This window comes from Microbacterium sp. LMI1x-1-1.1, from assembly GCF_040676205.1.
In the GTDB taxonomy this organism is placed as follows: Bacteria; Actinomycetota; Actinomycetes; order Actinomycetales; family Microbacteriaceae; genus Microbacterium; species Microbacterium aquilitoris.
Genome location: NZ_JBEGHM010000002.1, coordinates 316357 through 338428, shown reverse-complemented (window position 1 = coordinate 338428; position 22072 = coordinate 316357). Strand labels below are relative to the sequence as shown.

General features: G+C 70.3%; 24 protein-coding genes. 11 read left to right on the top strand and 13 right to left on the bottom strand.

Features of this window, described 5'->3' with window-relative positions:
• Window positions 1–60: 60 nt before the first annotated feature.
• Both MRBLMI1x_RS09365 and galU read right to left on the bottom strand, forming a co-directional pair.
• A complete protein-coding gene (locus tag MRBLMI1x_RS09365) occupies window positions 61–681 on the bottom strand; it encodes a GNAT family N-acetyltransferase (RefSeq protein WP_081630844.1) in 621 nt (206 codons plus the stop codon).
• A 22-nt stretch (window positions 682–703) separates the two neighbouring features.
• Entirely contained in the window at window positions 704–1582 is an 879-nt protein-coding gene (gene galU, locus MRBLMI1x_RS09360; protein WP_311857271.1) for a UTP--glucose-1-phosphate uridylyltransferase GalU, read from the bottom strand.
• Window positions 1583–1658: 76 nt separating this feature from the next.
• Here galU and MRBLMI1x_RS09355 point away from each other — a divergent pair, with 76 nt between their 5' ends.
• From MRBLMI1x_RS09355 to mscL, 3 genes are read left to right on the top strand one after another with little or no spacing between them, the layout of a single operon-like run.
• The gene (locus MRBLMI1x_RS09355; protein ID WP_018188478.1) at window positions 1659–2249 is read left to right on the top strand and encodes a 5-formyltetrahydrofolate cyclo-ligase; all 591 of its coding nucleotides are present in this window, start codon (window positions 1659–1661) and stop codon (window positions 2247–2249) included.
• A gap of 14 nt (window positions 2250–2263) precedes the next feature.
• A complete protein-coding gene (locus tag MRBLMI1x_RS09350; protein WP_018188479.1) occupies window positions 2264–2536 on the top strand; it encodes an FmdB family zinc ribbon protein in 273 nt (90 codons plus the stop codon).
• Window positions 2537–2571: 35 nt separating this feature from the next.
• Window positions 2572–3033, top strand: a complete 462-nt coding sequence (gene mscL / locus MRBLMI1x_RS09345; protein WP_363458408.1) for a large conductance mechanosensitive channel protein MscL — start codon at window positions 2572–2574, stop codon at window positions 3031–3033.
• Between the two features lie 170 nt (window positions 3034–3203).
• Here mscL and MRBLMI1x_RS09340 read toward each other — a convergent pair whose 3' ends face one another.
• Complete coding sequence (locus MRBLMI1x_RS09340; protein ID WP_363459389.1) at window positions 3204–6872, bottom strand: DEAD/DEAH box helicase; 3669 nt, start codon at window positions 6870–6872, stop codon at window positions 3204–3206.
• A 217-nt stretch (window positions 6873–7089) separates the two neighbouring features.
• Here MRBLMI1x_RS09340 and MRBLMI1x_RS09335 point away from each other — a divergent pair, with 217 nt between their 5' ends.
• Complete coding sequence (locus MRBLMI1x_RS09335; RefSeq protein WP_363458406.1) at window positions 7090–7614, top strand: methylated-DNA--[protein]-cysteine S-methyltransferase; 525 nt, start codon at window positions 7090–7092, stop codon at window positions 7612–7614.
• 59 nt (window positions 7615–7673) lie between these two features.
• On the opposite strand, the gene MRBLMI1x_RS09330 is transcribed toward MRBLMI1x_RS09335, so the two are convergent.
• Both MRBLMI1x_RS09330 and MRBLMI1x_RS09325 read right to left on the bottom strand, forming a co-directional pair.
• Complete coding sequence (locus tag MRBLMI1x_RS09330; protein ID WP_018188484.1) at window positions 7674–9293, bottom strand: solute symporter family protein; 1620 nt, start codon at window positions 9291–9293, stop codon at window positions 7674–7676.
• On the bottom strand, window positions 9290–9640 hold the full coding sequence (locus tag MRBLMI1x_RS09325; RefSeq protein ID WP_176770663.1) for a DUF485 domain-containing protein: 351 nt from the start codon (window positions 9638–9640) through the stop codon (window positions 9290–9292). The genes MRBLMI1x_RS09330 and MRBLMI1x_RS09325 overlap by 4 nt, the downstream gene beginning before the upstream one ends.
• Window positions 9641–9765: 125 nt before the next feature.
• Here MRBLMI1x_RS09325 and MRBLMI1x_RS09320 point away from each other — a divergent pair, with 125 nt between their 5' ends.
• Complete coding sequence (locus MRBLMI1x_RS09320) at window positions 9766–10614, top strand: helix-turn-helix transcriptional regulator (RefSeq protein ID WP_363458404.1); 849 nt, start codon at window positions 9766–9768, stop codon at window positions 10612–10614.
• Between the two features lie 28 nt (window positions 10615–10642).
• A complete protein-coding gene (locus MRBLMI1x_RS09315; RefSeq protein WP_018188487.1) occupies window positions 10643–11005 on the top strand; it encodes a histone-like nucleoid-structuring protein Lsr2 in 363 nt (120 codons plus the stop codon).
• Between the two features lie 21 nt (window positions 11006–11026).
• On the opposite strand, the gene MRBLMI1x_RS09310 is transcribed toward MRBLMI1x_RS09315, so the two are convergent.
• Window positions 11027–11698: a LysE/ArgO family amino acid transporter gene (locus MRBLMI1x_RS09310; protein ID WP_018188488.1), complete on the bottom strand. Its 672-nt coding sequence runs from the start codon at window positions 11696–11698 to the stop codon at window positions 11027–11029.
• 67 nt (window positions 11699–11765) lie between these two features.
• On the opposite strand from MRBLMI1x_RS09310, the gene MRBLMI1x_RS09305 reads away from it, so the two are divergent.
• A complete protein-coding gene (locus tag MRBLMI1x_RS09305; protein WP_116229319.1) occupies window positions 11766–12656 on the top strand; it encodes a LysR family transcriptional regulator ArgP in 891 nt (296 codons plus the stop codon).
• A 105-nt stretch (window positions 12657–12761) separates the two neighbouring features.
• Window positions 12762–13031, top strand: coding sequence for a hypothetical protein (locus MRBLMI1x_RS09300; RefSeq protein WP_311857917.1), 270 nt, complete (start codon window positions 12762–12764; stop codon window positions 13029–13031).
• Here the strand turns inward: MRBLMI1x_RS09300 and MRBLMI1x_RS09295 are convergent, their stop codons facing one another.
• On the bottom strand, window positions 13032–13874 hold the full coding sequence (locus tag MRBLMI1x_RS09295; RefSeq protein ID WP_363458401.1) for a hypothetical protein: 843 nt from the start codon (window positions 13872–13874) through the stop codon (window positions 13032–13034).
• Window positions 13875–13979: 105 nt separating this feature from the next.
• Here MRBLMI1x_RS09295 and MRBLMI1x_RS09290 point away from each other — a divergent pair, with 105 nt between their 5' ends.
• A complete protein-coding gene (locus MRBLMI1x_RS09290) occupies window positions 13980–14162 on the top strand; it encodes a DUF1272 domain-containing protein (protein WP_018188492.1) in 183 nt (60 codons plus the stop codon).
• Here MRBLMI1x_RS09290 and MRBLMI1x_RS09285 read toward each other — a convergent pair whose 3' ends face one another.
• The 3 genes from MRBLMI1x_RS09285 to MRBLMI1x_RS09275 all read right to left on the bottom strand — a co-directional run bounded on the left by MRBLMI1x_RS09285 (window position 14163) and on the right by MRBLMI1x_RS09275 (window position 16809).
• Entirely contained in the window at window positions 14163–14531 is a 369-nt protein-coding gene (locus tag MRBLMI1x_RS09285) for a hypothetical protein (RefSeq protein ID WP_363458399.1), read from the bottom strand. It abuts the gene before it with no gap.
• A 28-nt stretch (window positions 14532–14559) separates the two neighbouring features.
• The gene (locus MRBLMI1x_RS09280; protein ID WP_363458397.1) at window positions 14560–16185 is read right to left on the bottom strand and encodes a ParA family protein; all 1626 of its coding nucleotides are present in this window, start codon (window positions 16183–16185) and stop codon (window positions 14560–14562) included.
• A gap of 156 nt (window positions 16186–16341) precedes the next feature.
• On the bottom strand, window positions 16342–16809 hold the full coding sequence (locus tag MRBLMI1x_RS09275) for an SRPBCC family protein (RefSeq protein ID WP_363458395.1): 468 nt from the start codon (window positions 16807–16809) through the stop codon (window positions 16342–16344).
• Between the two features lie 60 nt (window positions 16810–16869).
• Here MRBLMI1x_RS09275 and MRBLMI1x_RS09270 point away from each other — a divergent pair, with 60 nt between their 5' ends.
• The gene (locus tag MRBLMI1x_RS09270; RefSeq protein WP_363459387.1) at window positions 16870–18213 is read left to right on the top strand and encodes a hypothetical protein; all 1344 of its coding nucleotides are present in this window, start codon (window positions 16870–16872) and stop codon (window positions 18211–18213) included.
• Window positions 18214–18611: 398 nt separating this feature from the next.
• Here the strand turns inward: MRBLMI1x_RS09270 and MRBLMI1x_RS09265 are convergent, their stop codons facing one another.
• The 3 genes from MRBLMI1x_RS09265 to MRBLMI1x_RS09255 are packed head-to-tail and all read right to left on the bottom strand — an operon-like array spanning window position 18612 to window position 21553.
• Window positions 18612–19163, bottom strand: coding sequence for a hypothetical protein (locus MRBLMI1x_RS09265; RefSeq protein ID WP_363458393.1), 552 nt, complete (start codon window positions 19161–19163; stop codon window positions 18612–18614).
• Window positions 19160–19846, bottom strand: coding sequence for a hypothetical protein (locus MRBLMI1x_RS09260; RefSeq protein WP_363458391.1), 687 nt, complete (start codon window positions 19844–19846; stop codon window positions 19160–19162). Before MRBLMI1x_RS09260 ends, MRBLMI1x_RS09265 begins: the two co-directional genes overlap by 4 nt.
• A gap of 27 nt (window positions 19847–19873) precedes the next feature.
• Window positions 19874–21553: a PAS domain-containing sensor histidine kinase gene (locus MRBLMI1x_RS09255; RefSeq protein ID WP_363458390.1), complete on the bottom strand. Its 1680-nt coding sequence runs from the start codon at window positions 21551–21553 to the stop codon at window positions 19874–19876.
• A 95-nt stretch (window positions 21554–21648) separates the two neighbouring features.
• Here MRBLMI1x_RS09255 and MRBLMI1x_RS09250 point away from each other — a divergent pair, with 95 nt between their 5' ends.
• Window positions 21649–22023, top strand: a complete 375-nt coding sequence (locus MRBLMI1x_RS09250) for a response regulator (protein ID WP_363458388.1) — start codon at window positions 21649–21651, stop codon at window positions 22021–22023.
• The last annotated feature ends 49 nt before the right edge of the window (window positions 22024–22072 follow it).

Sequence of the window (22072 nt, the reverse complement as noted above, 5' to 3'; positions counted from 1 at the left end):
ATGTTCCCGAAGCGGTGCGGCCCGGCATCCGCTGGGCGTGTCTGAACCTTTGGTTGAGGGTTAACGGTCCGAGGGCGGGATGGATGCCGCATCCGCCGGCGCCCGCCCGGCCAACCACCGGTTCAGGACGCCCTCGCGGACCTCTTCACGGACGAGCGCGAACGCGTAGTGGTCGCGCCAGTCGCCGTCGATGTGGATGTACCGACGACGCAGTCCCTCGTACCGGAAACCGAGCTTCTCGACGACGCGGAGGCTCTTCGTGTTCTCGGGTCGGATGCAGATCTCCATGCGGTGGAGGCGCAGATCCTCGAAACACACATCGGTGGCGAGGGCGACCGACGTCGGGGTGATCCCCCGGCCGGCGAACCGCTCGCTGACCCAGTAGCCGATGGTGGCCGACGACAGCGAACCGCGAGCGATCCCCCAGACGTTCAGCTGACCGGTCACCTCGCCGTCGTACTCCATGACGAACGGCACGCCCGAGCCGTCACGGTACTGCTGCAGCAGTCGCCGCACCCCGGATCGCATGTCGAGCGAGACCGGACCGTCGGGGCTCGTCGCCTCCCACTGCCGCAGCCACGACCTGTTCTGTTCGAGCTCGGTCTGCAGCGGCTTCGCATCGCGGGGACGCACGAGCCGGATCGAGATCGGACCGTGCGCGCGCACGACCGGGCCCTCCATGCCCATCAGCGACCCGCCGGGCTCAGAGGCCCGAGGCGAAGTCCTTCAGCCACGGGCGAAGCTCCGCCCCCAGGTCGTCGCGGTCGACGGCGAGCTGCACGATGGCCTTGATGTAATCGGCGCGGTCACCGGTGTCGTAGCGCCGACCGCGGAAGACGACGCCGAGGACGCCCTCGGTCGAGGCGAGCTCCTGCAGCGCATCGGTCAGCTGGATCTCGCCGCCCTTGCCCGGCTCGGTGCGCTCGAGGATGTCGAAGACGCCGGGCGTCAGCACGTATCGGCCGATGATCGCGTAGTTGGAGGGAGCATCCTCCTTCTTCGGCTTCTCGACGAGGCCCGTGACCTTGACCACGTCGGTCTCACCGGTTTCCTCGACGGCTGCCGCGCCGTACATGTGGATCTGGTCGGGCGAGACCTCCATCAGCGCGATCACGGTCAGGCCGGTCTTCTTGTTCTGCTCGAGCATCTTCTCGAGCAGGACGTCGCGCGCGTCGATGAGGTCGTCACCCAGGAGCACGGCGAAAGTGCTGTCGCCGACGTGCGAGCGTGCCCGGAGGACTGCGTGCCCGAGCCCCTTCGGCTCGCCCTGACGGACGAAGTGGATGTCTGCCATGTCGGACGAGTCCTGCACCCGCTTGAGCTTCTCGTGGTCGCCCTTCTTGGAGAGGTTGGACTCGAGCTCGGGGACCGAGTCGAAGTGGTTCGAGATGTTGTTCTTGTTGCGCCCGAGAATGATCAGGACATCGTCGATCCCTGCCGACACGGCCTCTTCGACCACGTACTGGATCGCCGGCTTGTCGACGACGGGCAGCATCTCCTTGGGCATGGCTTTCGTGGCGGGCAGGAAGCGAGTCCCCAGGCCGGCGGCGGGGATGACGGCCTTGATGCGCTCAGCAGACATGCCCCTCACCCTACAGATGCCGCACGTCTCGCGGAGGACACGTCGGGGCGCGGGCGTGTCCCTTTAGAATCGGACCATGACCGGCCCGTTGGACACCGAGAAGCGCGCGCTGCGCGCCGAGCTCCGCGAACGCCGACAGCAGCGCTCCGCCGCCTCGCTCGAGGAGGCCGCAGCCGGGATCCGGGCCCAGCTCGACGCCCTCGTGACCGAGCACGGCGTCCGGTCCATGTCCTGCTTCCTCTCCACCCCGACCGAACCGGGCACGCGCGAGTTCATCGCCGCGGCGGTGGCGCGCGGCATCCGGGTCCTCCTTCCCGTCACCCGAGCGGACGGCCTGCTGGACTGGGCCGTCGCCGAAGAGGAGGGCGACACCGCCGAGGGCATGTTCGGGCTCCCCGAACCCGTCGGCGAACTCCTCAGCCCCGTCGCCGTCAACGACGTCGACCTGCTCGTCATCCCCGCGGCCGCCGTCGACACGACCGGGATGCGGCTCGGCTGGGGACGCGGCTACTTCGACAAGACCATCGGCTCGATGGAGAAGTGCCCGCCCGTCTACGCCGTCATCTTCGACTCGGAGCTCATCGACTCCGTCCCCCGCGAGGTGCACGACCAGCCCGTCTCGGGTGTCGTCACACCGACCCGCACCATCCTCCTTCCCACCCGCTGATCCACCGAGGTCTCATGCCCACCTATGCCTATGCCTGCACTTCGTGCGGCCACCGCTTCGACGCCGTCCAGTCGTTCTCCGACGCCGCCCTCACCGAATGCCCCGAGTGCGGCGGCGCACTCCGCAAGCAGTACGGCTCGATCGGCGTCACCTTCAACGGCTCGGGCTTCTACCGCACGGACTCGCGTTCGTCGAGCGGGTCGAAGCCCTCTGGCGAGAGCTCGTCTTCTTCGACATCATCGACATCATCCGGAGCGTCCGCTTCGCCCGCCCCCGCGGGTTCGTAACACCCGGCCGCAAGCCGGCATCGGAAGGAGTAGCCGTGATCAAAGGCTTCAAAGACTTCATCATGCGCGGCAACGTCATCGACCTGGCAGTCGCTGTCGTCATCGGCGGTGCCTTCACGGCGCTCGTGACGGCGATCGTGACCAGCATCATCAATCCGCTCATCGCCCTCGTCTACAAGCCCGACGAGAAGACGGGAGCGATCGGCCCGACTTTCGTCGGTCTCCATGGCGATGAAGTGACCTTTCCTCTCGGCGGCCTGCTCACTGCTGTCATCAGCTTCTTCGCCGTCGCGCTTGTCGTGTACCTCGTGTTCGTCGTCCCAATGAACAAGTGGAAGGAACGCCAGGCCGCGAAGGCGGGCGTTGTCGAGGAGGCGGCGAAGCTCCCCACGGAAGCCGAGCTGCTGATCCAGATCCGCGACCTGCTCGAGCAGCAGGGCAGTGCACCCGCGCCGGCGACCCGTCGTTCGGTTGAGCCGCCGTCGCCGTCGATCTGACGCGTCAGTAGTGCGGCGGGACGTCGTTCCGCAGGCGATCATCGTTCGGGCCGGATGCCGGGGGTTCCCCCGCGTCCGGCCCGTTCGTCGTCTCGGGGGTCGTGTCCGTCCCGGGCGCAGGCGTCAACTTCGCGCGCCGGGAGCCCGGGACCCGCTCGACGCGCTGACGCTCAGTCGACATCGATCGGCTGGGTGGAACCGGGGGCCGACGGCGTCTCGGGCTGCACGCCGATGACACCGGCGATGCGCAGAGCGACGGCGGCGGGGTCGTTGTAGACCTCGAAGGCGTGCACGCGAACGTAGTGCCACCCGAGGCGACGCAGTAGCTGGGGACGACGACGGAGTGTCTCGCGGAGGCTGTCGTGCGTGCTCTCGGGGTCGAGGTCTGCCACGACGGCCTTGCCCTTGTATTGGGCGACGAGAGGCAGCTGACCACCGCGGTAGTGCACGTCGACCGAGACCCCGAGGCTTCGCAGGTGCTGGGCGAGCGTCAGCGTGAGGGGGTCGGCGAGGTCCTCCAGGCGAGCGTCGCGGCCGCGCGCGGCGATGCGCCCGAGGATCGACATGAGCGTCGCGGCGCCGTGCGTGAGGCGTCCTTCGTCGAATGCGGAGGGACGGATCGACGAGACGATGACCATGGACCGGCGGGCGCGCGTCATCCCGACCGTCAGCAGCCGCTCACCGTCGGGGGTGGACAGGTCGCCGAAGTCACTGAGGACGCGCCCGTGCTTCGTGAGCCCGAAGCCGAGCGAGAAGATGACGCGGTCGCGGCTCTCGGCGACGGACTCCTCGAGGCCGAGCACGGCAAACGGCTCGGCCGTCTCGCGACCCACGAAGTCCGTGACGTCGGAGCGTCCCGCGAAGGCGCTCGCGACGGCCGCGCGGATGCGATCGGCGTGGCGCGCCGACGCGGTGACCACCATGAGCGACTCTGCGGGGCGGTTGATCGCGTGTTCGACGACGAGGGTCACGACGCGGGCGACCTCGGCATCCGGACTCTCCACCGCTCCCGTATCGGGATCCGGCGCGCCCGTGCCGCCCTCGACGTAGTCGACGCTCAGGCTGCCGCGGCCGAGGTAGGAACCGGCCCACGGCAGCGAGCTGATCGCTCCCCCGTAGAAGGCGTCGTTGACGAGCTCGGCGAGATCCTCTCCACCCGCGCGGTAGCTGCGGGTGAGTGTCTCGACGGGGAGGAGCTCGCTCAGTCGGTCGAACACGCTCCGGTCGTCGAAGGGCACCTCGGGCGCCTCGAACTCCTCGCCGCGACCCGACCAGAGTCGGAACGGAGTCGGCTTCTGCGTGACCGGATCGCCGAAGACGACGATCTGGCGTGCGCGTCGCAGCGCGGGCGTCGCCTCGGCGAGGCAGAGAGCCGCGGCATCCGCGATGATGACGACGTCGAAGTCGGGATGGTCGGGCACGTGCGGCACTTCGTACGGCGAGGCGAGCCACACCGGAGCGAGCACCCGCATGAGGGTCGGGGCCGCCGCGACCAGCTCGTCCGCCGACGCGGTCCCGCCGCGTAGCGCCGCCTTCAGCGATGCGGCCTCGCGCGGTTCGTCGACGATCGCGATGCGCCAGCGCTTGGCGAGCTCCGACGACAGGAGCGGTCCGGACGACGACGCGTGGGCTTCGTCGACGAGACGGAAGTCGCGCTCGAGTCTGTCCAGCACCTGCGTGTTCGCGCCGAGGAGGGCGCGGTCCGAACGCAGCATCGCCTCGAGGGCGGAGCGCCACCAGGCGTACTCGAACTCGCTCGCGACCTCGGATTCGGGCACGTGACGCGTCGAGAGCTCCATGAGCAGCGGCTCGAGCCCCAGCTGGGCGAGTTCGCTCCGCAGTGCCGCACGCTCGACGAGGTTGTCGAAGACGTCGGATGCCGCGGCGAGCCCGGCGAGCGTCCGGAGCAGCTGCGGGACGGGCAGCGACGCGAGCCCCTCCGTCCGCCCGAGCGCGCGGTCGAGGTCGGCGAGATCGGCGTTCACGCGCTGCCAGGCGGAGGCGACGTCGTCGAGCCCGATCGGGATCTCGGGCGTCACGCCCGCGTCGACGAGCTGCTGCCACTGCGCACGCTGATTCTGGACCCGCATCAGCGCCTCGTGCATGTCGGTGACGTGCATGCCGGGACGCACGTACTCCTTCGACAGGCGACGCAGCCGGCGCCGGTTCGCGGGGGTCATCTGTGCCGAGTCGCGACGCGACGAGTGGGCGGCGATGAGGTCGGTGAGGGGCCGCTCGAAGACCGTGGGGCTGAAGCGGTCGAGAGACGCGCGGATGCCCTGCAGCAGCTGGACGTACGTGCCCATCTCGGCGATCGTCGTGAACGGCCGCATCCGGGTCTGCCCGATGAGTTCGTACCCGCGCTCCAGGAGCCCGGGCACCTCGGTCCGGTGCAGTCGACCGGCGAGGGCGTGCGCGGCGCGCGCCTCGTCCGTGGTCGAGAACGCGACCCCGTACCAGGGTGAGTCGTCGGGTCCGATGCGGAACTCGCCGAGCCGAGCGGATGCCGCGAGAGCCTCGGCCGCCTCGACGCGACGGGTGGCGAGCCGCTGGACGGTGGCGAGGTCGAAACGGGTCGTCGCGGAGGGCTGCGGCTCGTGCTCGCCGATGCGCGTCAGTTCACGGAGTGCTTCGAGCGGCGAGACGCCGACCGAGGCGTGACGCTGCGTCAGCGCGGCGCGGTAGTCGCGGAGGACCGAGCGCAGGCGCACGAGCGCGTCGTCGACTTCGGCGACCTTGGGCTGCTCGGCCTTCTCGTTGCGACCGATCGCGCGAACGAGGTCGCGGTGAAGACGCGTGGGTGAGACGGCGAGACCCTGCAGTCCGATACCGGTCAGGCGGTGCCGCACCCCATCGAGGGTCGAGCGGCGCGCGCTGACGACGAGGACGCGCTTGCCCGAGCGGACGAGTTCGCCGACGGCGTTGATGACCGTCTGCGTACCGCCCGTGCCGGGGAGCGTGTGGACGGCGAGCGACTGCCCCTCCGTGATCCGAGCGAGGACAGCCTCCTGCTCGGCATCCGCGTCGAGGAGCAGCCGGTCGGCGGCGGGCGTGCGGTCGTCGAGACCGATCGACGCGGGCTGCGGCCGGACGAACGACAGGCGCTCGCGGTCGGCGGGGTGGCCGGCGAGTGCGTTGAGGACGGGATGGTCGAGGTCGACGGCATCCCGTTCCATGTCGGAGGCGACGTCGGCGAAGGTCGAGACGATCAGTCGCGGCTGAACCGTGAAGGTGGGGACCTGCGCCGTGAGGGCGCGGAGGCGATCGATGACCGGCTGCGGCTGGAACACCCCGCCGTCGTAAGCGAGGGCCGCCAGTGCGTCGCCGTCGAGGTCGACACCGAAATGGAGGCGCGCGGCGGTGACGAGTTCGGGGTTGACGCGGAACAAGCCGTGGAGGCGCAGGTCGAAATCGGTGTGGTGCCGGCGGATCGTCAGGGGGCGCAGCAGCACGGGGGCCATGCAGCTCGTGCTGCCGATGCGCCACGATGCCATGCCGATGGCCAGGTGCACGGTGTCGAGCCCGCGCGCGGTGCGCAGCTCGACGTCCTTCGAGGTGATGCGTTCGGCGGCCAACCGCGCGGTGCGCAGGGCGACCTCGTCGCGGAACATGTTGGACAGGAGCGTCGGCCGCCCCGTGATGAACTGGGGCAGGCTGCCCGGGTGCGCCTTGGTGATATCGATGCCGGCATCGCCGTCGTCGCGGTAGTGCAGCAGCGTCGACGCACCCCCGAGCTGCGCCGCTTCTTCGCGCAGACGCTTCCGCTCGGGCACCGCCGCGTGCATGACCAGCACCTCCGGGTCGGACAGCGTCACGTCCGCCGGGGTCACCGAGGGCATCTGCTCGGCCGTCTCGCCGCGCACAGCACCGCTCTCTGCTCGCCACACACGAGAAACACTAGGCGCGTCGCGCTGGGAAAGCGGGATCGACGGCCGAGTTTCGCGGATCAGCTGCCGTCTGTGCCCCGTTTCCTCCACATCCGGTCCGGGATGCCGCTCCTCCCCACCCGGCCGCTCCCCCGACGTGCGTCGGGTGACCCCGCGCCATGATGAGGGCATGACGAACGCAACCTACTCGGTGCACCCGACACCGATCGGCGAGGCCCTCCTGGTGACGACCGGCGAGGGCCTCGCCGCGCTGTCCGTCCTGGACGGCCCGGCCTACGCCGAGGTGGCCCGGCTCAGCTTGCTGCTGCATGCCGTGCCCACCGAGGAGGACGGTCCGTCCGCCGCCGCCGCGGCCGAACTCGACGAGTACTTCGCGGGCGAGCGTCGGGAGTTCACCGTTCCGCTGGATTGGGGACTCACTGCGGGCTTCACCCGACGCGCGCTCGAGGCGATCGCCGAGGTGCCGTACGGCGAAACGGCGTCCTACGCCGAGGTGGCGATCTCGGCCGGGGCGCCGCGGGCGCATCGCGCGGTGGGGACCGCGTGCGCCCGCACCCCGTGGTCGATCGTGCTTCCCGCACATCGGGTGATCCGCAGCGACGGGTCGATCGGCGAGTACGGGGGTCGGCCCGAGCACAAGCGGTTCCTCCTCGATCTCGAGGAGCGGGTCGCCTTGGGGACGGGCCGCGCATGACGGAGGCGGGCAGGGACGTGTAGGCCGTCCCTGCCCGCCTCGTCGCGGCATCCGCTCGGTTAGTGATCGACCGCCTTCTCGGCGCCGTATCCGGTCAGCGAGCGGACTTCCATCTCGGCGGCCTTGGTGGCGTCCTCCGCCTTGCGCGAGGTCACCGATCCCAGCCAGCCGAGGAGGAAGCCCACCGGGATCGAGATGATGCCCGGGTTGTTGAGCGGCCAGATCGCCGTGCCGACGTTCTTGAACACGCTCGTCTCGGTCCCCCAGAACACGGGCGACAGGACGATGAGCACGATCGCGGTGGCGAGACCGCCGTACATGCTCCACACCGCGCCGCGGGTGGTGAACTTGCGCCAGAACAGGGAGTACAGGATCGTCGGGAGGTTCGCCGAGGCGGCGACCGCGAAGGCCAGTGCTACGAGGAACGCGACGTTCTGCCCCTGGACGCCGATGCCGCCGAGGATCGCGAGCACACCGATCACGATGACCGTGCGACGGGCGACCTTGACCTCGCCGTCCGGCGGGACGTTCCCCTTCTTCACGACGTTCGCGTAGATGTCGTGGGCGAAGGATGCCGCCGCCGTGATCGTCAGTCCGGCCACGACCGCGAGGATCGTCGCGAAGGCGACCGCAGAGATGAATCCGAGCAGGACCGGTCCGCCCAGAGCCGCCGCGAGCAGCGGGGCCGCGGAGTTGACGCCACCGGGCGCCGCCTTGATCGTCTCCGACCCGACGATCGCGCCGGCGCCGTAGCCGAGGACGAGGGTCAGCAGGTAGAAGAGTCCGATCAGCCAGATCGCCCAAACGACGGAGCGACGAGCCTCCTTGGCGGTCGGCACCGTGTAGAAGCGCATCAGGACGTGCGGCAGGCCCGCGGTGCCGAGCACCAGGGCAATCGCGAGGGAGATGAAGTCCCACGGGTTCGCGCCGTACTGCAGGCCCGGACCGAGGATCGCCTCCTGCGGGTCGGTGGTCGACTTCTGGACGGCCGACTCGAGGAGCGTGTCGAGGCTGAACCCGTTGATCGCGAGCACCCAGATCGTCATGACGATGGCGCCGCCGATGAGCAGGAACGCCTTGACGATCTGCACCCAGGTCGTGCCCTTCATGCCGCCGATGAGGACGTAGACGATCATCAGGACGCCGACGACGGCGACGACGATCGACTGCCCGATCTGCTCGGTGATGCCGAGGAGGAGCGATACGAGTCCACCGGCACCGGCCATCTGAGCCAGCAGGTAGAAGAAGCAGACCGCGAGCGTCGTGATCGCGGCCGCGAGGCGCACGGGGCGCTGCTTCAGACGGAACGACAGCACGTCGGCCATCGTGAACTTTCCGGTGTTGCGCATGAGCTCGGCGACCAGCAGCAGCGCGACAAGCCACGCCACGAGGAAGCCGATGGAGTAGAGGAAGCCGTCGTAGCCGTTGATCGCGATGGCGCCGACGATGCCGAGGAAGGATGCCGCCGACAGGTAGTCACCGGCGATGGCGAAACCGTTCTGAGGGCCGGTGAACGAGCGACCGGCGGCGTAGTAGTCGGCCGCCGTCTTGTTGTTGCGGCTCGCCCGGATGACGATGAACAGCGTCACCGCGACGAACGCGCCGAAGATCGAGATGTTGAGGACGGGGTTGTTCTCCGCAGCGGTGGCGGGTGCGGCAGCGAGCAGGACGGAGGTCATCGCGCCTCCTGACGCTCGAGGTCGGAGCGGATCTCGGACGAGATCGGGTCGAGCGTGCGGTTCGCGAAGGCGACGTAGCCCATCGTGATCGCGAACGTCGTGACGAACTGGCCGAGGCCCAGGAGCAGGCCGATGGTGATGTGGCCGAAGACCTCCTGCGCCATGAAGTCGGGCGCGAAGGACGAGAGCAGGACGTAGACGAAGTACCAGACGAGGAAGAGCAGGGCGAGCGGGAAGACGACGCTGCGATGCTTCTTCTTCAGTTCGACGAAACGCGGCGATCCTTCGACCGCGACGTAGTCGATGGCACTCCCTTCCACGCCTCCGTGGGGGGACTGGGACGACATGTGGCCTCCTTGCCTCATGGGGTGAGCGACAGTGCTCTCACGGGCCGTTCCTGGGAATCAGCCGCGTGGTAGGTTCGACCGTACGAAGGCGGCAGAGGTGCCGTCACCCCCGGAAGTAGGTACGCGTGGGATCGTCGGTAGAGAGCGACGCGGACACGCGGCTCGTCTCCCGAGCCGTGTCGGATCTGGCTCGTCAGACCCGGTTTCCCGTCGTCTTCGGCGGACTCGAGCGCGGCGGCGCCGTCCATGTCACCGCAATCGCCGGGACCCGCACGCGCAGCATCGAGGGTCTCGTCGTCGAAGCGGGCCGGGGCCTCGGCGGAGCGGCGATGCTCGAGAAGCGTCCGCGCCTGGCGCTCGACTACCGCACCGCTCGCACCATCACGCACGACTACGACCGCGCGATCCTCGGCGAGGGCATCTCCACTCTCCTCGCCGTCCCCGTCGTGGTGACAGGCCGTCCGCGCGGCATCGTCTACTGCGGTTCGTGGACCCCGGGGCCGGTCGGCGACCTCGTCAGTCGCCCCGCCTTCCGCGCCGCCGACATGCTGGCGACCGAACTCCGCGTGCGCGACGAGGTCGACCGCCGCGTGGCAGCCCTCCTCCCCGCCGAGCCGGCTCTCCCGGCAGCCGCGCAGGAGGACCTCCGCGAAAGCTACGCGGAGCTGCGGAGCATCGCGGCATCCGTCGGCGATCCCGACCTGCGCGAGCGGATCGCCGCCGTCGAGCGACGACTCGCCGGAATCGCCCGGCCCGCCGCGGCCGACGCTCCGCTCGACGTCGCCCTTTCGCCTCGCGAGCTCGACGTGCTCGCCTGCTGCGCCCTCGGCGCCACCAACGCCGAGATCGCCGCCTCACTGTCGCTGCGGGAGGGGACGGTCAAGTCGTACCTGCAGGCGGCGATGGCGAAGCTGGATGCCTCGACCCGCCACGCGGCCGTCGCCAAGGCGCGCCGGGCCGGCTTGCTGCCGTAGCCGCCACCGGCGCCACTATGCTCAGCGCATGGCCCGCAAAATCGTGCATCAGCTCGTCGACGACCTGGACGGCACCGTCCTCGAAGTCGGCGACGGCGAGACCGTCCTCTTCTCCGTCGACGGCACCGCCTACGAGATCGACCTCACCCACGACAACGCGAACGCGCTCCGCGAGACGCTGGCACCGTACATCGACGCTGCCCGGCGCGTGTCGAACCGCACGTCCGCCGGTCGCCCGGCCGGCTCGTCCGGCGGCGGCCGCGTGCAGAAGCGCTCCGGCCAGCGCGATTACGCGCCGATCCGCGAGTGGGCCGCGAAGAACGGCTACCAGGTGTCGGAGCGCGGCCGTGTTCCCGCGCAGGTGCTCGACGCGTACGACGCCGCGCACTGACGCTCCTCCGCTCCCCTGACCTCACCCGAGGACGAGGGTCACGGCGATGACGAGCATGATCACGGCGATCCCGCCGTCGAGGATCCGCCACGCTCGTTCGGTGCGCAGCAGCGGCGCCAAGTAGCGCGCACCGTAGCCGAAGAGGACGAACCACAGCGTGCTGGCGGTGATGCCGCCGGCGAGGAAGAACCAGCGCGCATCGCCGTGCGTCGCCGCGACGGATCCCAGGACGACGGTGGTCTCGACGAGCGCGTGCGGGTTCAGCCAGGTCACGGCGAGGATCGTCAGGAGCGTCGCCGTCCGGGTGGCCGTGCGCGGCCGGGTCAGGACGGTGCCGCCAGCCGCCGCGGCATCCGTTGCCTGGTCGTCGGGGGCGGCGTCGAGGCTGCCCCCGCCGCGCCAGGCGCGACGCGCGCTGACGATCGCGAAGCCCGCGATGAAGACGGCTCCCGCCCACCGGGCCAGTGTCTCGAGCCACGGGTGAGCGGTCACGAGGGTCGCGACTCCTGCGACGCCGAGCGTCTGGAGGATCGCGTCGCTGACGACGCAGACCAGGACGACGATGCCCACATGTTCGCGGCGCAGCCCCTGGCGGAGGACGATCGCGTTCTGCGCCCCGATCGAGACGATCAGACCCAGACAGAGGCCCAGGGCGGACAGGAAGGCGGCGAGATCAGGAGACACGTCGTCCACGTTAGGGATCCGTGAGTGTGCAGTACAGCGAAAGATTCTTCAGGATCTGAAGAATTCCTTCAGTAGAGTGGCGGGCGTGGACATCCCGTTCGAGCACCTGCGCACCCTCGTCGCGGCCATCGATGCGGGCACGCTCGACCGCGCGGCGGCACGCCTCGGCATCACGCCGAGCGCCGTGAGTCAGCGCATCCGTGTCATCGAGCAGCGCGTCGGCCGGCCGGTGCTGCGCCGGACCAAGCCGATCGCCGCCACCGAGGCGGGCGAGCCACTGGTGCGCTTGGCGCGCCAGCTCGACCTTCTCGAGCACGACGCGCGGCGGGCGCTCGGCGACGACACCGACGCTCCTCTCGTGTCGCTCGCCGTCAATGCGGACTCGCTGATCACCTGGTTCCTGCCGGCCCTCGCCGCCGCCACCACGGTGAGGCCGGTCACGTTCGAACTGCACCGCGAGGACCAGGAACGGACCGCGCAGCTGTTGGCCGCCGGTACCGTCATGGCCGCCGTGACGTCGCAGCGGGAGCCCGTGGCCGGGTGCGTCGCCTCCCCGCTCGGACGGATGCGGTACACCGCCGTCGCGACGCAAGACTTCGCCGAACGATGGTTCCCGCGGGGGCTCGACCGCGCGGCGCTCGAGAGCGCTCCCCGGGTCGACTTCGACCGCCACGACACCCTGCAGAGTTCCTTCGCACATCGCCACGGCGCACGGCGGGAGCCGCCACGCCACGTCATCAGCGCGTCGGCCGAGTTCGCGCAGGCGATCGTCCTGGGACTCGGCTGGGGGATGCTGCTCCCCGGCCAGTTCGAGGCGGGGATCGCCGACGGATCCCTCGTCGTCCTCGCCGACGACACGATCGAGGTCCCGCTGTACTGGCAGCGGTGGAACCTGTCGTCCGAGCTTCTCGACACGGTGACGGATGCCGTGCGTCAGACGGCAGCCGACTCCCCCGTCCTCGCGTAGCGACCTCGCGGCATCCCGTCAATCCCCTCTGCACCGACCGGAGCCCGGGCGATGGTGGTCACCTGGGACAAGTGTCGGCCGGGTGCGAGGGACGAGGTGCGGAAGATGTATGTGGATCCTGAAACGCTGCGCGCGCTACCGGCCCGTCGACCGGCGGATGCCGCGACCCGGGCCTCGCGGATCCAGTGGGATCTGATCGGCGACGCTCGCTACGAAGTGCGGATCGGCGGCCAAGTGGCCGGATTCATCGACGTCGTCGGTGCCGTGTACGTCGTGCTGTCCGGTTCTCGCTACGACCGAGCCGAAGAGGTCGTGCAGACCCTGGTCTGGTCGACCGCGACCGCCGCGCTCGATCAGCACCGCTCGCGCAGCTGATCATGTGGACGCCGCCTCAGCGGCCTTCTTCGCCCGGCGTGCAGCATCGCGCGCGGCAGTGCGTGCCTCGGTGAGCTGGACTGCCTCTTCCTGAACGGCGTCGAGATCGTTCGCTGTCCGGGCACGCTCGCGGTCGATCTCGGCGAGGCGCTCTTCGAGCGACGCGACCCGCGCCCGGGCGGCCGCCAGCCGATCCTCCGCGCGGGCGAGCTGCTTCTCCGTGGTCTCGGCGTGGCGGCGGGCCTCTGCCGCTGCTCGAGCGGCCTCGCGGGCGGCGCGTCGGTCGGCGAGATCGTCCCCTCCGTCCGGCTCAGCAGAGCCCGCATCGAACGGACCCGACACCGCGTCGGTCAGATCGGGCCGGTCCATGCCGGTCGCCTCGATGGGACGCAGCAAGCGCGCGCTCGCGACGGCGGCCGCGGCATCCGGATCCCGCAGCGCTGCGTCCAGGGTCTGCTCGACCGCGGCGCGGGCGGTGGCACCGACGTCCACGCCGTTGTCGGCCGCGAGGGTGAGGGCACGGTCGACGAGGTCGTGCAGGATGCCGCGGCGCCGCGCCGTGAGCTCCGCGAGCGCGCGTGCGTCACCGGCATCCGCGGCGTCGCGGAACGCCTCGGCGAGCTCGACGGCGGGCGCCAGCGCCTGCGGGTCTTCGGCGGCGAGGAGGTTGACCACCCACGCGGCGAGGACGGGCTTCCGCAGGCCACGGATGGCCGCGGCGAGGTCTCGATCCTCGGCATCCTTCGCGGCGGCGGTCCGCTGCGCGACGAAAACACCGGCCGGGGCGACACTGAGCCGCGCGGCGACCTCGATCAGCCGCGTGTCGTGATCGGGAGCGGTCATTCGCCCATCCTCCCGCATGCCCGGCGCCTCGGATCGGCAGGATTCCTTCGACCTCCGGCATCCGTTCGCCTTCGGCGGCGATACCGGCACTCGTATCGTCGGAGGATGCTCGAGATGCGACCCGCCTGCGAATCGTGCGACCGCGCCCTGCCCGCGGCCGCCGAGGCCTTCATCTGCTCGTACGAGTGCACGTGGTGCGCGTCCTGTGTCGTCGGGTTCACGGATGCCGCGTGCCCGAACTGCGGCGGTGACCTCCAGCGCCGTCCCACTCGAGCGGTCCGCGCCTGATCAGTTCGTCCAGAAGGCGGCGGCTCCGAGAGCGAAGACGCAGACGAGCATCGGCGCGACAGCGCCGGCGCGCCGCCGTATCGCGCCGACGACCGCGAGGCCCGCCGAGACCACCGTCACGGCGACGAAGCCGATCGTCCTCGGCCACCCCGTCTGCGTGACGATGGCGTCGCCGCCGGACGCCGCCGCCCAGGTGCACTGGCGGCCCACGGGCCACAGCGTCGCCTCCGCGGAGAGAAGAGCCGTTTCGGACACCGCGACACCCGCCGGGTGGTCGTCCACCCAGCACCGCGCGTCAGCGCTCTCCCGGGTGTCGAGGAAGAGGCCGCCGACGAGGATCAGTCCGGCCAGCACGGCAAGGACGAACATCACCCCCGTGGCGATGCGCACACGAGACCTACAGGCCTTGAGCCACCGCGGCCGCGGCGCGCATCCACGCGTCCTTCGTTCGGGGCTGCAGCGCGTCGTAGCGGATGCGGCCCGCCTTCAGGGAGTCGTCGAAGGGGATGATCTCGACCGCACGGACGTGGCCCTCGAAGCCCGCCGCGATGCGCTGCGCCGCGCTGATCCCGGCCCGCTCGGACTGCCCGACCACGACGACCGCTCCGTCGGCGAGGCGACGGGAGTGCTCGTCGCGCTTGCGGAGGGCGTCGAGAAGGAGCGCGGCAGACTCCGCCGACTCGGGAGCGGCGAGCGTCGGGACGACGAGCTGGTGGGCGGAGTCGATCATCCGCAACCAGCGATCGGCCGACTCGTCGTTGCCGGAGTCGAAGATCACCATGCGGTAGTAACGGGCCGCGACCTGAGCGAGCAGATCGAAGTCCGCCGTCGTGATGCGCTGGTCCGCTGCGAGCAGCTCGGGGTTGGAGCGGAGCACGTCGTAACGGTCGACGGACTGGTGATGGACGAAGCGGGCGATGTCAGAGACGGATGCCGTCGCTTCGAGCAGTCTCGCCGCTTCGGGCAGCAGGTCGCGGATCGTCGTGTCGTAGTCGCCCTGCTCGGTGCGCCAGCCGAGCGTCCCACGGGTGTCGTTGTTGTCCCACGCGAGGACGTTGCCGCCGCCGTGGCGTGCGAAAACCGCGGACAGCACAGCGGTGGTCATCGTCTTGCCGACGCCGCCCTTGCCGTTGGCGACCGCGATGGCGCGGCATCCGGCCCACTGGCGGGAGACGGCCCGCTCGCGCTCGGCGCGCTCGAGCTCGGCCTTCGACGGGCGGATCGGGATGCCGAGGCGCACGAAGAACGAGCGCCACCCGGAGACGGTGGCGGGGTGTTCGCCGGCAGGTTCGATGAACGACGGACGCGGACCCTGGGAAGCGGATGCCTCGAAGGGCGTGTCGGCGGCGGGAGCGGCGTCGGTCGTCGGCGGCGCATCCAGCGCGGGCTGCTCGTCCGACTCGAACGACGCGCGCGCGACGTCGACCGGGTCGGTGCCGATGTCGGCGGCGTCGGCCTCGATGGGGGCGGCCGGTGCTGCGGCGGGGATCTCGGCCACGCGGGCGGGGACCCACTCCGCGGGGGTGTCGACGACGTCGTCGTCCAGGTCGTCGTCGTCGCCGTCGTCGTACGCGGCGGGCGCCTCGGAGATCGCGGCGGCGTCGGAGCGGGCCGGCGGGAAGAACGCGGGCACCTCGGCGACGAGGGCGGGCTCGGCCGCGGATTCCGGCTCGACCTCGGGTTCGACCTCGGGTTCAGGTTCAGCCTCGCCCTCCGGCTCCGTGGTCCACCAGGCCTGCTGTCGCAGTTCGGCACGCGTCACGGTGCGGTCGTCGACCTCGACGTCGATGTCGCCCGTCGGGTCTACGAGCAGGTGGTGCTCGCCGCGGTCGCCGCTCGTGACGAGCTCGATGGGCGCACCGGAAGCGACGGCATCCGCTCGCACCCGGTCGATGAGGAGGCGACGGACAGCGTCGACGTCGGCGGCTTCGAGGGTCTCTTCGGCTCCGTCGACCGTCGTGAACCGTGCGGTTCCGCCGGAGACGTGCGCGTACGCGCGTGCCGGTTCACTGCCAGTGCTCATGGGTTCCTTTCGGTGGACCGGCCGCGTGAGCGGACCGATCCGGGGGCCGGCGGCGCGAGCGACGAACTCAGACAGTCGCCGTGCGCCGACGGAGTGCGCCTTCCCACGCTATCGCGCGCGGCCCCGAAATCCCCGCTGGACGGGCATGAACAGCTCTCAGGGAGTCGGATCCGGCCGCGGCCCGGACAGCGCGGCGACGAGGACGGCGTTCCGGGCGCGGATGAGCCGCTGCAGATACGGGCGCAGCACGAGGGGTTCGACGATCGGGCCGAACAGCGGCGAGCGCAGCGTCACGACATCCGTCATCACGGTGACGTCCCCGTCGCGCTCGAAGCGGTGCTCGTGGCGGAACGATCGGAACGGCCCCCGCACCTGCTCGTCGACGAACCGACGCGGGTGCTCGAGCGCGGTGATCCGGGACGTCATCGTCCACACGACACCGAAGTGCCGCGCCCGCCAGGTGACCGTCTCTCCCAGCCCTATGGTCCCGCTCGTGACCCCGGCGACAGCGCGCTCACCGGAGCGTGCCATCGACGCGAGATGCACGTCGATCGACAGCGAGAGGGTGAAGAGCTCCTCCGGCGCGCAGGCCGCGCGGGTGACCTCGGTGAACGTGGCTGTCATGAGGCTCACGCTAACCCCACGCGGCATCCGACCTGCCGCTACCGTAAGACCGTGCGGACGATGCTCGGGATGACGTGGCGCCTCCTCGAGCGCCACTGGCCCGCGCTCGTCGCGTGGTATCTCGCGGGAGTCCTCGGCCGATACATCGGGCTGGAGGCGGCCGGATACGTCGGCGGTTACACGGCGCTCGGCGGCATGCTGATCATCCCCCTCGCGATCCTCGCCAAGCTCGTGAGCCTCGTCGGGATGTTCCTCGTCTTGCGGGACGGGATGACGCGCCTCGGCGCGATCGCGCCGCCACCGACCGATGGACCCGGCAGACGAGTCGCGTTCCGTGACGCGATGCTGTCGTCCGTCCTCCCCTTCCTGGCGGTGTATGCCGCCCTCGGCTTCCTCAACGAGGACGTCGCGACCTATCTCGACACCGCGCTCCAGGTCAAGATCGGGAGAATCGCGGAAGGGGCCGTCACCGGCGTGGACGCCGACGTCTCCGGCGCCGTCGACAAGCTCCCGTGGGATTCGATGACGATCACGGTGGTCGTGCTCGCCTTCGTCGGACGGTGGGCGTGGAGCCGTTGGCGTGGGCGACTGCCCCGCTGGAGCTCCCTCGTCGCCACCTACCTCGACGGTCTGTGGATCTTCCTCGCCGCCTACTTCGTCGGCAACGCGACAGGACAGCTGACCGCGTGGGTGCAGTCCCGCCGCGCGATCGCGTGGGTGGGTCAGCTGCGCGAGTCGATCGACGACTGGTTCGCCCCGTTGGGATGGGTGTGGGATGCCGTGGCCACGGTCACGGCAGAGGCTGTGGGGCTCGTCGCCGTCCCCCTCGCCTGGCTCACCGTCGCCGGCGTCGTCTACGGCCAGGCTGTGGCGCCACAGGGGGTCCAGTGGCGCGGCCGGATCGCCGAGCGGGCCCGGCAGCGGTACGGCAGCATCCCGCAGCGGCTGCGTCGCCGACTCGCCGACATCGGCGCGAGCCTCGGCTCGCGCTTCCAGCCGATCTGGCGCGCGGTCGTCCTGATGTGGCGCGGTGGCCCGGTGCTGATCGGCTCCTACGTCCTCGCCTACGTCCTCGTCCTGCTGGCGCAGGATCTCATCGATTTCGGGGTCACCCGCCTGGTCGGACCGCAGAGCCCCGACGATTTCTGGCGCGCCGGCGGGGCACTGTTCCTCCTCATCGCCCCAGTCATCATCGAACCGATCCGAACCGTGGTGATCGCCGGTGCCTACGACGGGACGGTGGGCGCGCTCATCGGGGCGCCCGTCGTCGCGTCAGGGCACGACGACGAGTCGGACGTAGCCCGGCAGCTCGTCCGGGATCACGAGCTCGACACCGAGCGGGCCCTCGACGTCGTCGGGGACGATGAACGGCACGTCGATCTGGAACGCCCCGCGCGGGAATAGGTCGCTCCGCCGGTCGTTAGGGCACGCCGTGTACCGGCGGTAGTCCCAGTCGACCGTCTTGGACTCGTCCCTCCAGAAGCGGCCCTGTCCGCCCAACTCACGCAACCCCGTGAGCGTGCAGCCGGTCGCCGCGCCGTGACGATCGACGGGAACGCGCACCCAGAGGAACTTCGTCCCCTCGGGAGCCGTCACGCCCAGCAGTGAGACCTCCGTCGCGGTGGCCGGGCCGAAGGTGATGTCGGCGAAGTCCGCGGCGCGGCCCTGCTCGGCCACCGTCGGGAAGGTGGGCTCGTACCGCGCGACCTTCCACCATTCCCACCCGAGGAAGACCCCCGCGGTGAGGGGAACGACGACGACGAGCGCGAGCAGGGCCCGCCGATTGCTGCGCCACCAGGCACTCACACGCCACCCCCCGCGAGCGGGGCGAGCTCGTGTTCGTCGGCCCAGCGTAGGCTGCCGAGATCGACGGTGAACTCGACGACGGAATCGAGACGCCAGTCGCGATCGCTCACGGTGAAGCGGATGACGGCGGTGCCGTCCCGCATCCCCGCCGGGAGCTCGAACGCGACACTCCCCGTCTGCGGCACCCCCACCTGCAGCGCCTTGCCGAGCAGCGACACGGGCCGTTCGCTGGCACGGTAGGTGTCGCCGTCGGTCAAGAGGGTGGCCAGGCCGAGGACGGCGCCCTCCTCGGTGTTCACGGCCTCGACGCTGACGTCCACGACCACCCAATTCCCGTCGGCGGCCCAGCCGGCTTCATCCGAGATCCTCTCGGCGGCGGCGACGTCTGTGATGGTCACGGCCATTTGCCGCCCGACGGCGCGGTCTCCGACGTCGACGGCCTGGACGAAGGACGCCTCCCTCAACGCTTGGCCTGCGGGGATCTGGGTGACTCCCCACGCCGCAACGAGCAGGACGATGCCGCCGGCCCACACTGTGACGCCTTTCACCGGGATGCTCCTTGGCTCGGCTGGTTCGCGCCGGCGCCGACGTCGGTGAGCGGGACGTCCATCTCCGCGACGACCACCGGGCTGTCCCACCATTCCCCGTTCACGACCAACTTGCCCGTGATGAGTGAGAAGTCTCGGATCTCGAGCGACAACTCATCGGCATCCGTCAGGTCGTCCTTCTTGATGATCCACCCGACGACCAGCTCGACGGGGACCCCGGGCTGCAACCACGGGCCCGTGTTCCCGTCGTCGAGGCGAGCCACCGCGTCGGGATACCGCCCACCGAGATTGCTGGCGATGATCGACCCCGACAGCCCTTTCCCCTGGGCTGCCGCAGGCAGAGCGGTGTCCCAGACGTTCTCCGCCCGCACCACGGCCGCCACGACACGCTCCCCCTTTTCCGGGTCCGCGTACAGGCCAGCGTCCCTCAGCGTGTCGATCAGCACGGCACGTTCGACCGTGATCGACAGCATGTCGTTCACGTGCGTCTCCCCCGGTTCCATGGTCGCGACCGGCGGGGCGGCGACCGCCTCAAGCCCGCCGAACGCCGCGGCCGCACCGAGGAACACCGCGGTGAGGATGCCGGGGATCCACGTCGTCGGCACCCGATCCGTCGCGGCGCGCAGCCACCGCGCGTCCCGCGCCCGGCGAGGGCTGCGGGGCTCGTCTGCGGGGCCAGTCACGGCGACAGCATAGCGACGGGGCCGTCGTCACGCCGAGAGCGCGAACTCCTCCGCCGGCGCGACGGGCTCCCGCATCCGCGGAAGGCACAGCGTGATCGTCGTCCCCTCGCCGGGCTCGCTCTCGATGTCCACCTCGCCGGCATGGGCGGACACGATCGACTTGACGATAGACAGGCCGACACCGATGCCCTGGACGGCGTCCTTCCGCACGGCGGTGGCCCGGTAGTACCGATCGAACACACGGCGCTTGTCGTCGGCCGTCATGCCCATGCCGGTGTCGCTGATCGCGATGTGGACCTGGTCGCCGTCCGCCACGTGGGTGACCCTGACGGACACCGACCCGCCAGACGGCGTGAACTTGACGGCGTTCGTCAGGAGGTTCTCGACCGCCTGCTCGATACGACGGGAATCGAGCTCGGCGATGACGTTCTCGTCGCACTCCAGCGACAACGCGACACCGGCCTGTCGCGCGAGCGGCTCCATCACGGCGACCGTCTCCTCGACGAGCTCCGCGACGTCGACGACCGTCGGAGCGAGGACCATCTTCTTGTTGCCGGCGGTGAGCAGCTGCGACACCCGTTCGAGCAGCACTTCACTGTTGCGCGAGATCGCGCCCAGCGCCGTGCCGATGCCGAGGCGTTCGGCATCCTCGCCCAGGATGTCGATCACCTGCTCGGTGTACCCCACGACGGAGGTCAGGGGTGTCCGCAGCTCGTGCGAGACGGTCGTCAGGAACTCCTCGCGCGCCTCGATGGCGTCGGCGAGGTCGGTGACGTCGTAGGCCGCAACCACCGTGCCGAGCAGCTCGCCGTTCGAGCGGTGCACGCGACCCGAGGACGAGAGGATCGCGACCTGGTCGCCGGGCTGGCCGAACCATTCCAGGTGGTTGCGGATGGCGTCGCCACGGAGGGCACGCGGGATGATCTGCTCGGCGCACGGAACCGGGGTCTTCCGGTCGGCTTTGAACACATGCGGCCCCGCGTACGGCGCCTCGTCGAAGCGGAAGCCGACGACGCCGGTCAGCTTGTGTGCGGCGCGGTTGGCCAGCACAGGGCGACCCTCCGCGTTGTAGAACGCGACGGCCCCGTTCACCGTGTCGAGGACGGTCCGCAGGACCATCTCATCGTCGCGCGACTGTTCGAGGTTCGCCTGCAGGCGGCGCGCGGCATCCTCCACCTCCTGTCGGCTCTTGCGGAAGCTCTTCACGGCGAGGTGGATACCGACCGAGATGCCCGTGGTCAGGAACGGCAGTGTGAGGAGGTTGAGGACCATCAGCGGCGTCGACACGGTCTCGACCTGCAGGACCAGTGGCAGCCCCGCGATGAGCAGCCCACCCAGGAAGACGAGGGCGAGCGCCTGCCAGCGGTACCGCAGCGCGATCCACGCGAAGGGCATGAGGCAGAGGACGCCGACGGTCGGGATGTACGGGAAGAGCGATGCGCGCAGCAGGGCGAGCGCGACGATGTCGACGAGCGGCACCACGATCCCCCAGGGCGTCAGCAGCCATGCGCGCCGCGGCAGGAGGAAGAAGGCGGATGCCGCATACGCGAGACCCACGCCGGCGAGGACGGGTCCGGCGGACCACAGGCTCGGGACGGCGAGACCCGCCGCGATGACGACGAACGTCACCCCGGCGACGAACGGGAGCTGGAGCCGCGAGAACAGCTCCTCGGGTCGCATCGGCTTCCACATCGGACGTTCACTCATGCTCGGGTCCCCCTCCCGCGCCGGGGACAGCCCCCGACGAGCCGGCGGCGGGGTTCGGATTACCCGCACCGCAGGATCGGTGTCAGAGTACGGGGGTGGCGATTTCGGTTCTTGTGGTTGACGACGACGACGACATCGCTATGCTCCTCGTCTCGAGTCTCGAGCGCGCCGGGATCTCGACCGCACGCGCGGGCAACGGTCGCGAGGGCGTCGAGCGGGTCCGCGCGGACCGGCCGCGGGTCGTCCTCATGGACTGGATGATGCCCGGGACGGACGGGATCCAGGCGGCCCGCGAGATCCGGCGGAGCACCGACATCCCGCAGCCGCACATCATCATGCTGACCGCGCGCGTCCACAGCTCCGACCAGGAGGACGCGATCCGCGCCGGCGTCGACGAGGTGGTGGCCAAGCCGTTCCGACCCCGCGAGGTCGTCGGCCACGTCAAGGACCTCCTCGAACTCGCGAGCTGACGCCTACGCCCTGAGCGGACATCCGCCCGCAGGGGGACGCGGATGTCGG